At 71.9% G+C, this 12,652-nt stretch carries 9 protein-coding genes; 2 read left to right on the top strand and 7 right to left on the bottom strand.

The window, feature by feature from the left end; all coding sequences use genetic code 11:
• Entirely contained in the window at positions 1-1,665 is a 1,665-nt protein-coding gene (locus tag IE252_RS05720; RefSeq protein ID WP_190088178.1) for a CocE/NonD family hydrolase, read from the top strand.
• Positions 1,666-1,728: 63 nt separating this feature from the next.
• Here the strand turns inward: IE252_RS05720 and IE252_RS05715 are convergent, their stop codons facing one another.
• On the bottom strand, positions 1,729-2,559 hold the full coding sequence (locus IE252_RS05715; protein WP_190088177.1) for an LLM class F420-dependent oxidoreductase: 831 nt from the start codon (positions 2,557-2,559) through the stop codon (positions 1,729-1,731).
• A 170-nt stretch (positions 2,560-2,729) separates the two neighbouring features.
• Between IE252_RS05715 and IE252_RS05710 the strand changes: the two genes are divergently transcribed.
• A complete protein-coding gene (locus IE252_RS05710; RefSeq protein ID WP_190088176.1) occupies positions 2,730-4,268 on the top strand; it encodes a CehA/McbA family metallohydrolase in 1,539 nt (512 codons plus the stop codon).
• Positions 4,269-4,338: 70 nt separating this feature from the next.
• Here IE252_RS05710 and IE252_RS05705 read toward each other — a convergent pair whose 3' ends face one another.
• The 6 genes from IE252_RS05705 to IE252_RS05680 form a co-directional block, all read right to left on the bottom strand.
• Entirely contained in the window at positions 4,339-5,793 is a 1,455-nt protein-coding gene (locus IE252_RS05705) for an aldehyde dehydrogenase family protein (RefSeq protein ID WP_190088413.1), read from the bottom strand.
• A 2-nt stretch (positions 5,794-5,795) separates the two neighbouring features.
• Positions 5,796-7,538: an N-acyl-D-amino-acid deacylase family protein gene (locus IE252_RS05700; RefSeq protein WP_190088175.1), complete on the bottom strand. Its 1,743-nt coding sequence runs from the start codon at positions 7,536-7,538 to the stop codon at positions 5,796-5,798.
• A 388-nt stretch (positions 7,539-7,926) separates the two neighbouring features.
• Positions 7,927-9,054, bottom strand: coding sequence for an LLM class flavin-dependent oxidoreductase (locus tag IE252_RS05695; RefSeq protein ID WP_190088174.1), 1,128 nt, complete (start codon positions 9,052-9,054; stop codon positions 7,927-7,929).
• Positions 9,055-9,189: 135 nt separating this feature from the next.
• Positions 9,190-9,975 carry an SDR family NAD(P)-dependent oxidoreductase gene (locus IE252_RS05690; RefSeq protein WP_190088173.1) on the bottom strand — a complete coding sequence of 262 codons (786 nt, stop codon included), beginning with the start codon at positions 9,973-9,975 and terminating at the stop codon, positions 9,190-9,192.
• An 11-nt stretch (positions 9,976-9,986) separates the two neighbouring features.
• Positions 9,987-10,892: an LLM class F420-dependent oxidoreductase gene (locus tag IE252_RS05685; RefSeq protein ID WP_190088412.1), complete on the bottom strand. Its 906-nt coding sequence runs from the start codon at positions 10,890-10,892 to the stop codon at positions 9,987-9,989.
• 380 nt (positions 10,893-11,272) lie between these two features.
• A complete protein-coding gene (locus tag IE252_RS05680; RefSeq protein ID WP_190088411.1) occupies positions 11,273-12,490 on the bottom strand; it encodes an amidohydrolase family protein in 1,218 nt (405 codons plus the stop codon).
• Positions 12,491-12,652: the final 162 nt, after the last annotated feature.

Below are 12,652 nucleotides of genomic sequence, written 5' to 3'. Positions count from 1 at the left end.
GTGACATCAGAGCGTACGCAGCCGACGACCCTGTACCCGGAGCTGGACGAGGATGCGCTCAAGCGCTACTTCGAGGCGCTGACCAGCGGCGACACCTCGCATGTGGCGCCCGCGCGAGCCGCCGAGATCGAGGAGGCCCGGGCCGTGGCGGTGCCGGTCCGGGTGAAGTTCGCCGGGGCGCGCGGGGACAAGCTCGACGGGGTGCTGTGGAAGCACCTCGTCGGTACTCGCGAGCGGCCCGCGGTGATCATGCCGTCGCCGTGGACCTCGTACGGCTGGCTGGTCTACGTGGCGCAGGCGACCCGGTTCGCGGCCGCCGGGTACAACGTCCTGGCCTATACGGCGCGCGGCTTCGGCGCGTCCGAGGGCGAGGTGGAGGTCGCGGGGCCGCTCGACGTCGAGGACGCGGGCAAGGCGATCGACTTCCTGACCGCCCAGGTGGGCGCCGCCCCGACCAAACTCGGCTTCCTGGGCGACTCGTACGGCTCGGGCATCAGCCAGCTGATCGCCGCCCAGGACGAGCGCGTCCACGCGGTCGCGGCCCTGTCCACCTGGGGCGACGTGGGCGAGGCGTTCTACGAGAACGACACCCGCCATGTCGCGGCGGTCGCCACCCTGCTGGCCGTGGCCGCCGACGCGCGGCTCAGCGAGCGCACCCAGCGCGCCTTCGACGACCTGCTGGCCAACCGGAACATCGAGGAGACGCTGGAGTGGGCGGCCGAGCGCTCCCCGCTCACCCACGTCGACGGCCTCAACGGGCGCGGGGTGCCGGTGTTCTTCGCGCACGCCTGGCACGAGACGCTGTTCCCGGCCAACCAGACCCTGCGGATGTTCCAGGCGCTGACCGGGCCCAAGCGGATCGACCTGTCCATCGGCGACCACTCCGGCCCGGAGATGACCGGGATGCTCGGGCTGCCCAACCGGATCTGGGAGGACGCCCACCGGTTCTTCGCCCACCACCTCAAGGGGGTGGACAACGGCATCGACACCGAGGGCCAGGTGGTCAGCCAGGTCATGTGGAACAAGGCGCTGGAGGAGCGGCCCACCTGGGACGCGGTCACCGGCAGCACCGAGCGCCTGTATCTGACCGGCGCGGCCGTCAACGGCGACGGCTGGGGCAAGGCCAAGACCGACGGCGGCCTCGCCGACAAGCCGGACAGCGGCTGGAACGTGCGCTTCCAGACCGGCGCGGACACCCCGGCGACGGTCGCCGACGCGGTCGTCACCGCCGGGTACGCCGAGATCGCGGGCAACCCGAAGGTCTACCCGGTGCAGGACATCAACCGGGCCGACGCGGGCGTGTGGGCGAGTGCGCCCATGGCCGTCGCCACCAAGCTGCGCGGCATCCCGCGCCTCCACCTGGCGTACACCCCGAGCGCCCACGAATCGACGCTGATCGCGCACCTCTTCGACATCTCCCCCGACGGCTCGGCGCACATCGTCACGCACGCGCCCTTCACCCGCCTCGGCGGGGAGCCCGGGCAGCCGGTCAGGGCCGAGATCCCGCTCCAGGCCACCGGCTACGACGTGCCGGCCGGGCACCGGTTACTGCTGGTGGTCGATGCCCGCGACCCGTTCTACGGCGACGCCAACCAGCCGCGCGCCACCATCGACATCGCGGCCGACGAGGACGACCCGTCGTACCTGGACATCCCGCTCGGCTGACCTGTCCGGCGGCGGCCCGGCCGGTGCCGGGCCGCCGCCGGCTCACACGTCACGCACACGTCCTCACACGAACGGCGCGAACTCGTCCAGCGCCTTCAGCACCGCCGCCTCGTCGGCGGACGGCAGCTGGAGGACGATCTCCTCGATGCCCAGGTCCGCGTAGTGGGTGAGCTTGCCGGGCGAGGGGAGCACCGCGTACGGAACGATCTCCAGGTCGTCCGGGGCGCGGCCCGCCTCCTCCCAGGCCCGGCGCAGCTGCGGCAGGGAGTCGGTGAGCCCGCCGCCGCCGATCGGCAGCCAGCCGTCCGCGTACTCGGCGACCGCCGCGAACAGCTTGGGCCCGGCCGCGCCGCCGAGCAGGACGCGCGGCGCCCCGTTCCGCACCGGCTTGGGGTGCGCCTCGCTGGCCCGCACCGACCCGAAGGGGCCCTCGTACGCGGTGGGCCTGTCGGCCCACAGCGCCCGCATCAGCGCCATGCGGTCGCGCACCAGCTCGCGGCGCGTGGACCACTCCACACCGTGGTCGGCGGCCTCCTCGCGGTTCCAGCCGTAGCCGACGCCGAGCGTGAACCGGCCGCCGGAGAGGTGGTCCAGGGTGGCGGACTGCTTGGCCAGGTCGATCGGGTCGTGCTGGGCGACCAGGGTGATGCCGGTGCCCAGGCCGAGGGACTCGGTGACGGCGGCCATCTGCCCGAGCGCGACGAACGGGTCCAGGGTGCGGCCGTACTGGCGCGGCAGCTCGCCGCCCGGCGGGTACGGCGAGAGCCGTTCGACGGGGATGTGCGTGTGCTCCGGCAGATACAGCCCGGCGAATCCGCGCTCCTCCAGCTCGCGGGCGAGCCGGACGGGGGTGATCGTCTCGTCGGTGAGGAAGATCGTGGTGGCGATACGCATTCCCACTTCTTAGCCCCGGCGGATCGAGGGTGCAAGAGAGCGATGCGGGCCATCGGCCTGTCATGGACCAGCCATACACCAACCGCCGCCCCTTGCCGTGGAGTTCACGGGAGCGTACGACTGTGGAAACCCACCCAGCCGCCTCTTCCACCCCCCTGGGAGCACTGGCCATGACCGGACCCGAGGACAGCACCTCCGAGGACAGGACCATCGGCCGCCGCGCGCTGTTCGCGACGGGCGCGGCCACCGCGCTTACGTTGGGAACCGTGAGCTTCGCGAACGCGGCCCCCGGCGGCGACAGCGGCGGCGGCCCCGCCGAGCGGACCCGGGTCGTCACCGGCACGCTGCCGCCCGGCACGCCCGACTTCGTGTATCTGCCGGTGGAGGTCCCGCGCGGGGTGCGCGAGATCGCGGTGTCGTACGCGTACGAGAAGGCGACGGTCCCGGCGGGCACCCAGAACAACGCCCTGGACATCGGCATCTTCGACGAGCGCGGCACGGAGCTGGGCGGGAAGGGCTTCCGGGGCTGGTCGGGCGGCGCCCGCACCGAGTTCTTCCTCCGCGCGGACGCGGCGACCCCCGGCTACATCCCCGGCCCGGTGCGCGCCGGGACCTGGCACATCGCGCTCGGCCCGTACACGGTCGCGCCGCAGGGCCTGCCGTACACGGTGACGATCACCCTGAAGTCCGGCGAGCGGGGCAGCACGCCGGCGCCGGTGTACCCGCCGAGCCGTGCCAAGGGGCGGGGCCGGGCCTGGTACCGGGGGGACTGCCACCTGCACTCCTGGCACTCGGACGGCAGGCGCACCCCGGCCGAGATCGCGGCGCTGGCCCGGGCGGCGGGCCTGGACTTCATCAACACCTCCGAGCACAACACCCACTCCTCGCACCCCGCGTGGGAGGGCCTGTGGGGCGACGACCTGCTGATCCTCACCGGCGAGGAGATCACCACGCGCAACGGACACGTGCTGGCGCTCGGCGTGGACCCCGGCACCTTCGTCGACTGGCGCTACCGCGCCCGCGACAACCGGTTCGGCCACTTCGCCCGCGAGATCCGGCGCGCCGGGGGCCTGGTCGTCCCCGCCCATCCGCACGCCACCTGCGTCGGCTGCAACTGGAAGTTCGGGTTCGGCGAGGCGGACGCGGTGGAGGTGTGGAACGGGGCGTACACGCCGGACGACGAGGTGACCCTCCAGGAGTGGGACAACACGCTGGCGGTGGCGGCGCGTTCGGGGGGCCGCTGGGTGCCTGCGATGGGCAACAGCGACGCCCACCGCGATCCCGACCGCGTCGGCGGCCCCCAGACGGTGGTGCTCGCCGACGAGCTGTCCCGCGAGGCGATCCAGGCGGGCCTGAAGGCGGGCCACTCGTACGTGGCGGAGTCCTCGTCCGTCTCCCTCGCCTTCACGGTCTCGGGCGGCCGTGGCGGCCACGCGGGGATCGGCGAGCGGTTGCGGGTTTCTCGCGACGAGCCGGTCGCGGTGCGGCTCGACGTGACGGGCGCGCCGGGCTGCACGGCGGCGTTCGTGACGGACCAGGGGACGCTGTTCAGTTCCGCGGTGCCGGGTTCCGGGGCGGGGGTGGTGGAGTGGCGGACCACGGCGTCGTACGCGACGTACGTACGGGCGGAGGTGCGCCACGCGCCGGTGGTGGCGGGTCTGCCGGGTCCGTTGGCTGCGTTCACGAACCCGGTGTTCCTGGGCGACTAAGCAGCTGGGTGGCTGCGTTGACCGTTCGACTGCGGGCCGGTGGGTGGCTGGTCGCAGACGGAGAACCCGACTAGCCGGGCCAGACGATCGCCTGCAACTCGCCGTACGCGTGCAGGGCGTACGAGCCCACGTCACGGCCCACCCCGCTCCGCTTGAAGCCCCCGAACGGCGCCTCCATGTTCCGGCCGATCGTGTTCACGCCCACACCCCCCGCCCGCAACCGCCGCGCGACGCGGAACGCGCGGGCCACGTCGCCGGACCACACGTAGTCCAGGAGCCCGTAGTCGCTGTCGTTGGCCAGCGCCACCGCCTCCTCCTCGTCGTCGAAGGGGACCACGGCCACCACCGGCCCGAAGATCTCCTCGCGGACGACGCGCATGTCGTTGGTGCAGTCGGCGAGGAGGGTGGGGGCGACGTAGAACCCCCGCTCCAACGGCGGACGTTCGCCGCCCGCCACCACCCGCGCCCCCTCCTTCCGCCCGAGCTCCACATACGACTCCACCCGATCCCGGTGCGCCGCCGAGATCACCGGCCCCACCACCGTCCCCGCAGCAGCGGGATCCCCCACCTTCAAGTAGCGGATGTAGGCGGCGAGTTGCTCGACCAATTGGTCATGCACCGCCCGCTGCACCAGCACCCGCGTCGGCGCCGTACAGATCTGCCCGCTGTAGAACGAGAACGTCGTGCCGATCCCCAGCACCGCCGCCCCCACGTCCGCGTCGTCGAAGACGACCGCCGCCCCCTTCCCCCCGAGCTCCATGAGCTGGCGTTTCATGCCCCGGCCGCACACCTCCGCGATGCGCTGCCCCACCGCCGTGGAGCCGGTGAAGCTGACCATGTCGACGTCCGGGGAGTCCACGGCCGCCTCCCCGACGGCCGGGGCCGAGCCGGTGACCACGTTGACCACCCCCCTCGGCACGCCCGCCTCCGCAAGCGCCTCGGCCATGCGGAAGACGGAGAGGGGGTCCTGGGGAGCGGGTTTGACCACCACCGTGTTGCCCATGGCCAGTGCGGGCGCGACCTTGCCCGCCGGGTTGGCCCAGGGGTTGTTGTACGAGGTGATGCAGGTGACCACCCCCACCGGCTGCCGTACCGCGACGGCCCCGAAGACGCCCGCGCGCCCCATCGGCCCGGCCTCGTTGATCTGCGGCGGGATCGCGGTCTCGACCGGTTCCAGCGCGCCCTTCGCGTACCGCCGCAAGCGCGCCGCGCCCACCGCGACCTGCATGCCGCGCGCGGTCGCGGTGGTGGCGCCGGTCTCGGCGCGGGCGAGTTCGGCGTACGGGGTGAACTCGCGCTGGATGACGTCCGCCGCCCGGTCGAGGATCGCGGCGCGCTCCTCGGGGGCGGTGCGGGACCAGCCGTCGAAGGCGTCCCGGGCGGCGGCGGCCGCCGCGTACACCTGCGCGCGGCTCGCCTCGGGGGCGAGCCCGACGACCTCCTCGGTGGCGGGGTCCAGGATCTCGTACCGCCCGCCGTCGGGCTCGACCCACTCGCCCCCGATGAACAACTTCGGCTCGTACAGGATCACTTGACGGACACCGTCCTCGTGTCGCGGCCGGAGCGCAGGACCGTGCCGGGCACCGCGCCGGTCACCGCGTCGTCGCGGATCGTCTCGACGCCGTTGACGCGGACCGAGACGACGCCGATCGCCTTGGAGTCCAGGCGCGGGCTGTCGCCGGGCAGGTCGTGGACGAGGGTGGCGGGGCCCGCCTCGATGCGCTCGGGGTCGAAGAGGACGAGGTCGGCGTGGTACCCCTCCTCGATCCGGCCCCGCTCGCGCAGCCCGAAGAGGCGCGCCGGGTCGTCGCTGAGCATCTTCACCGCCTGCTCCAGGGACACCAGCTTGCGCCCGCGCAGACAGTCCCCGAGGAAGCGCGTGGTGTACGGGGCGCCGCACATCCGGTCCAGGTGGGCACCCGCGTCGGAGCCGCCGAGCAGGACGTCCTCGTGCTGCCAGGTCTCCTGGCGCAGCGCCCAGCTGGCCGGGTCGTTGTCGGTCGGCATGGGCCACAGGACGGTCCGCAGCCGGTCGTTGGCGCAGATCTCGACCAGGCAGTGGAAGGGGTCCTGGCCGCGCTCGGCGGCGATGTCGCGCACCACGCGCCCGGTGAGCCCGGCGTTGGCCTCGGAGTAGGTGTCCCCGATGACGTACCGCCCGAAGTCGGCGAGCCGCCGGAAGACCCCGGCCTCCTTGCTGTCGGCGCGGCGCAGCATCTCGGCGCGTACGCCCGGGTCGCGCAGCCGCTCGATGCGCTCGGGGACGGGGAGGTTGAGGACGTCCCCCCAGCCCGGGATGAGGTTGAGGGCGCAGAAGGTGCCGAGGGACATGTTCATCGGGGTGAGGATCGGCATGGTCAGCGCGACGATCCGGCCGCCGGCCCGGCGGGCGCGCTCGCTGGCGGCGAGCTGGCGGGGTACGCGTTCGGGGACGGCGGCGTCGATGGTGAGGACGTTCCAGTTGAGGGGCCGCCCGGCGACGGCGGACATCTCCACGAAGAGGTCGATCTCCTCGTCCGAGAACTGGTCCAGGCACCCGGCCACGATCGCCTCGATCTGGGTGCCCTCGTGCTGGCCGACCGCCTTGGAGAGGGCGAGGAGCTCGGCGGGGCGGGCGTGCCGGGAGGCGACGGGGTGGCCGTCGCCGTCGGAGTGGGTGGAGGACTGGGTGGTGGAGAGGCCCCAGGCGCCCGCGTCCATGGCCTCGTGGAGGAGGCGCAGCATGGCGTCGAGCTGGTCGGGGGTGGGCTGCCCGCCCACGGCGTCCGGCCCCATGACGTACCTGCGCAGCGCGCAGTGGCCCACCATGAACCCGGCGTTGACGGCGATGCGGCCGTCCAGCGCGTCCAGGTACTCCCCGAACGTCGACCAGCCCCAGTCGACGCCGTCCTCCAGGGCCTTGAGCGCCATGCCCTCCACCCGGGCCATCATCCGGCGGGTGTAGTCGGCGTCCTCCGGGCGGTCGGGGTGGAGGGGGGCGAGGGTGAAGCCGCAGTTTCCTCCGGCGACGGTGGTGACGCCGTGGTTCATGGACGGGGTGGCGTACGGGTCCCAGAACAGCTGGGCGTCGTAGTGGGTGTGGGGGTCCACGAAGCCGGGGGCGAGGACCAGGCCGTGGGCGTCCTCGCTGGTGCGGGCGGTTTGGGGTGCGAGGGTGTCGGGCTCGGCGATCTGGGCTATGCGGCCGTCTTTCAGGGCGACGTCCGCGGTGTAGGAGGGGGCGCCGGTACCGTCGACGACGGTGGCGCGCCGGATCAGGTGGTCGAGCATGGTGTCCCTCTCTTCCGGTTCCTCCGGAGCGTGGGTGTGCCCCGGCCGGAGGCCCCGCGGCGGGCCGCCGCCGGGTGGCCTCCGGCCGGGGTGGGCGGGGTATACGGCCCGGGAAGCCGCGGCCCCGCGTCTTGGTTTGGCCCCACCCCGCCCCTTCACCTAAACCCTCCGGGGGTGGGTGGGGGTGGAGGTGGCGTTCCCGGGGGCTGCGCCCCCGGACCCCCGGGTTCGTGTTCGTCTGCGGGCTGTCCCCAACTGGTCGCGCAGTTCCCCGCGCCCCTTAAGATGCCGCTGCGCGGCAATCCCCGGGGCGGCCCGGAGGGGCGCTTTTAGGGGCGCGGGGAACTGCGCGACCAGCCACCCACTCACCCGCAGCCGAACACTCCGCTCAGCCGCCCGCGGCCTCGCGGAAACGGGTCGTCCGGTGTACCGGATCCGTGTCGATCTTCGGGATCACATGCTCCCCGATCAGCCGGATCGTCGTCATCGTGTCCTCGTAGGGCACACCGATCGGCAGGCCGAAGGACAGCTGGTCCGCCCCCGCCTGCTCCCACCGCTTGCACTGCCGCGTGACCTCGTCAGGATCACCGCAGATCATCAGCTCCTCGGCGATGAGGAGTTCGATGATCTCCGTGGTGTATTCGGGCAGCAGCTCGGGCCACTCCGGCACGCCCTCGGGCCGCGGGAACGTGTCGTGGTAGCGGAACACCAGCGACTGGAGCCGGTTCAGGCCGCCCGCCGCCGCGATGGCCACCGCCTTCTCATGGGTCTCCGCGCAGATCGCCGTCGACGTCACCATCACGTTGTCGTTGACGAAGTCGGAGATCGGCTCCGCCTCCCGTATCGCCGTCTTGTACTGCTCCAGGACCCACTCCATGTCCGAGACCTTCTGGACGGAGAATCCGAGGACGCCCAGGCCCTTCTTCGCGGCCATGGCGTACGACGACGGGGACCCGGCGGCGTACCACATCGCCGGGTGCGACTTCCCGTACGGCTTGGGGAAGACCTTGCGCGGCGGCAGCGACCAGTGCTTGCCCTGGAACCCCACGTACTCGTCCTGGAGCCACATCTTGGGGAACTCCGCGATGGTCTCCTCCCAGATCTCCTTGGTGTGGTTCATGTCGGTGACGCCCGGCATGAACCCGAGGATCTCGTGGGAGCCCGCGCCCCGCCCGGAGCCGAACTCGAACCGCCCCTCGCTGAGGTGGTCGAGCATCGCGACCTTCTCCGCGACCTTGACCGGGTGGTTGACCGGCGCGAGCGGGTTGAAGATGCCCGAGCCGAGGTGGATCCGCTCGGTCGCGTGGGCGAGGTAGCCGAGGAAGACCTCGTTCGCCGACAGGTGCGAGTACTCCTCCAGGAAGTGGTGCTCGGAGGCCCAGGCGTACTTGAAGCCGGACTTGTCCGCCTGGATGACGTATTCGGTCTCCTCCATGAGCGCCTTGTGCTCCGCCTGGGGGTCGACCGACGAGCGTGCCACGGGCACGTATCCCTGTACAAACAGTCCGAATTCCAAGGAGGTTCACCGTCCCTGTCAACGTTTCTGACACATCGTCAGATCTCTGCGATACGGCGACTGTTCCACCGGCGTCCGATGTCGTCAATACCTGACACCGAGTCAGAAGAAGCGCGGAAACGGCTCAGGAATGACTCAGAAAAGGCTCACCCCGGCCAGCCAGCCCCCGTCGATCACGAACGGCTGGCCGGTGATGTACGCGGAGTCCTCGCTGGTCAGGAAGAGCGCGAGCGCCGCGACCTCCTCCGGCCGCCCGATCCGGCCCAGCGGCACCAGCCGCTTGTACAGCTCGGCCACCGCCTCCTTGGCCTCCTCGGGGTCGGCCGTCGGGTCGAGGGCCGCCGGGTTGGTCATCGGGGTGTCCACGGCGCCGGGGCAGACCGCGTTGACCCGGATCCCCTTCGCCGCGAGCTCCACCGCCGCGACGCGGGTGAGACCGAGGATGGCGTGCTTGGTGGCGGCGTACGCGCCGACGTACGCCATGCCCGTGAGCGCGGTGTACGAGGCGGTGTTGACGATGGTGCCGCCGCCGGCCGCCTCGATCTCGGGGGCCGCGTGCTTGATGCCGAGGAAGGCGCCCACCTGGTTGACCTGGATGATCTGCTGGAACTCCGCCAGCGGGGTGGCGACGAGTTCGTTGAAGCGGAGGATGCCCGCGTTGTTGACGAGCCCGTCGAGGTGCCCGAAGGCCTGTTTGGCGAGGCGGACGGCGGCGACCCACTCCTCCTCCCTACTGACGTCGAGGTGCACGAACCGGGCCGACTCCTCCCCCAGCTCCTTGGCCACCGCCTCCCCCTGGTCGTCCAGCACGTCCGCGAGGACCACCTTGGCGCCCTCGGCCGCGAAGAGCCGCGCCTCCTGCTCGCCCTGCCCGCGCGCCGCGCCCGTGACGAGGACGACCCGTCCGTCCAGCTTGCCCATGTCCGTACTCCCTAGGTGAGGTGGGGCGCCACGTCGGCGGCGAACGCCGCGATCTGGTCGATGAGTTCGGCGCGGCCGCGCGAGCGAAAGCGCAACTGGACCTGGTGGACGCCGAGCGCGGCGTACTCGCGCAGGGAGTCGGCGAGGGCGTCCGGCTTGCCGCTGAGGGTGCGGCGCCCGAGGTCCCAGCGGGCCTCGCCCACGTACAGCGGCTCCGCGATGGCGCCGACACAGAAGGGCGCCTGGATGCCGTTCCTCTCCCTCAACTCCCTGATCCGGGCGATCTGGTGGGGCAGTTTGTCGCGGGGATCGCCCTGTGGCAGCCAGCCGTCGCCGCGCAGGGCGGCGCGCCGGACGGCGGCGGGCGAGGACCCACCGACCCAGATGGGCACGCGCTCCTGGGCGGGCCGCGGCCGCTGCCCGAGGCCGCTGAAGCGGAACCGCTCCCCGTGGAACTCGGGGAACTCCTCCGGCCCCAGCGCGGCCCGCAGCGCATCCATCGTCTCGTCGAGCACGGCCCCCCGGCCCTCGAAGTCCGCCCCGAGGACCTCGAACTCCTCCTGTACGTGACCGGCCCCCACCCCGAGGACCAGCCGGCCGCCGCTGAGGTGGTCGAGGGTCGCGTACTGCTTGGCGGTGAGGAGGGGGTGGCGCAGGCCGACGACGGCGACGTGGCTGAGGAGGAGGGTGCGGGTGGTGATGGCGGCGAGGTAGGCGAGGGTGGCGACGGGGTCGTACCACGTGGTGCCCATCGCGCCCGCGAGCCTTCGGGGGATGGCGACGTGGTCGCAGGTGGCGAGGTAGTGGAAGCCGGCGCGGTCGGCGACCCGCGCGATCTCGGCGAGGTCGTCCGGGGTGGCGCCGGCTTCCCAGGGTTCGGCGTAGAGGGTGCTCTGGGACTGGATGGGGAGCTGCATCCCGTACGAGAGCGGCCCCCCGGGTATGTCCGTGTACGGCTCCACGAGGCCTCCTTGGCCGCCGGGCCTTCGGCGCCGACCTGACGCCTCGTCACTCCCGGACGGCTCCGCCCCATCGTGATATCTGACGCCCCATCAGACAAGGCCCTGGACTCACCCCAGCAGCGCGTAGACGGTGCCGGCCCGGGCGGCCCAGGCGTTCGTCTGCGGCCCGGCGGCCGGTTGCTCGCGCAGTTCCCCGCGCCCCTAAAAGCGGGGATTGCCGCGGAGCGGCATCCTTAGGGGCGCGGGGAACTGCGCGACCAGTTGGGGACGGCCCGCAGACGAAGCACCCGGCCGCCCGCCAGAGGGCTTTAGGGAAGGGGCGGGGTGGGGGGAAATCAGCCCCGCCACAAGCCATCCGGTCCCAGCGACAGGAGCTCAATCGCATTGCCCCGCACAATCCTCTCCACCACATCCCCCCGAAGATGCGCCATCTGCCCCTCCCCCACCTCCTTGGACTTCGGCCACGTAGAGTCCGAATGCGGATAGTCCGTCTCGTACAAGACGTTCCCCACCCCAATCGCCCCCAGATTCCGCAACCCGAACGCGTCATCGAAGAAGCACCCGAACACGTGCTCAGCGAAGAGCTCGGACGGCGGTCGGTGGACCTTGTCCGCGACGCCGCCCCAGGCCCGGTTCTCCTCCCACACCACGTCCGCCCGCTCCAGGATGTAGGGGATCCACCCGATCTGCCCCTCCGCGTACATCACCCGCACCCCAGGGAACCGCTCGAACTTGCCGCTCATCAGCCAGTCGACCATCGAGAAGCAGCAGTTGGCGAAGGTGATGGTGGAGCCGACGGCCGGCGGCGCGTCCGCCGAGGTGGAGGGCATCTTCGACGACGACCCGATGTGCATCGCGATCACCGTCCCCGTCTCGTCGCACGCCGCCAGGAACGGATCCCAGTAGTCGGTGTGGATGGACGGCAGACCGAGGTGCGGAGGTATCTCGGAGAAGGCCACCGCCCGCACCCCCCGCGCCGCGTTCCGACGCACCTCCGCCGCCGCGAGCTCCGCGTCCCAGAGGGGGATCAGGGTGAGGGGGATCAGGCGGCCCCCGGCCTCCGGGCCGCACCACTCCTCCACCATCCAGTCGTTGTACGCCCGCACGGACAGCAGCCCCAGCTCCCGGTCCGCCGCCTCCGTGAACGTCTGGCCGCAGAAGCGCGGGAAGGTCGGGAAGCACAGCGCCGACTGGACGTGGTTGACGTCCATGTCCGCGAGCCGCTCCGGGACGCTGTACGAACCCGGCCGCATCTGCTCGTACGTGATCACTTCCAGGCGGATCTCGTCCCGCGCGTACCCGACCGCCGTGTCCAGGCGCGTCAGCGGGCGGTGCAGGTCCTCGTACACCCACCAGTCGCCGATCGGCCCCTCGTCCCCCGGCGCACCCATGACCGGCGCGAACTTGCCGCCGAGGAAGGTCATCTCCTTGAGGGGGGCGCGGACGATGCGCGGGCCCGAGTCCCGGTACTTCGACGGGAGCCGGTCCTGCCAGACGTGCGGCGGCTCCACCGTGTGGTCGTCCACCGAGATGATCCTCGGGAAGCTCTCCACGGTCTCCACAGTCTTCATGGTCTCCATGGCTCTTCACGGTAGACCTGAACTGACGATCCGTCAGCTAGTCGTGCGGGGCGCTCTTCGGCCACTTCACCGGTCGGCCTCGGACAAACCTCGCCGTCCCGCCACCCGTACACCGGTCACACCTCGGCCACCCAC

It is taken from the genome of Streptomyces melanogenes (genome assembly GCF_014649795.1).
Lineage (GTDB): Bacteria > Actinomycetota > Actinomycetes > Streptomycetales > Streptomycetaceae > Streptomyces > Streptomyces noboritoensis.
Note: the sequence above shows the minus strand (reverse complement) of the source record. Positions and strands in the feature narration are given on the sequence as shown.

Excerpts from the sequence above, each read along its gene's own strand:
- IE252_RS05715 (WP_190088177.1), bottom strand. The coding sequence starts at position 2,559 with ATGCGTATCGCCACCACGATCTTCCTCACCGACGAGACGATCACCCCC.
- IE252_RS05710 (WP_190088176.1), top strand. The coding sequence starts at position 2,730 with ATGACCGGACCCGAGGACAGCACCTCCGAGGACAGGACCATCGGCCGC.
- IE252_RS05700 (WP_190088175.1), bottom strand. The coding sequence starts at position 7,538 with ATGCTCGACCACCTGATCCGGCGCGCCACCGTCGTCGACGGTACCGGC.
- IE252_RS05690 (WP_190088173.1), bottom strand. The coding sequence starts at position 9,975 with ATGGGCAAGCTGGACGGACGGGTCGTCCTCGTCACGGGCGCGGCGCGC.
- IE252_RS05685 (WP_190088412.1), bottom strand. The coding sequence starts at position 10,892 with ATGCAGCTCCCCATCCAGTCCCAGAGCACCCTCTACGCCGAACCCTGG.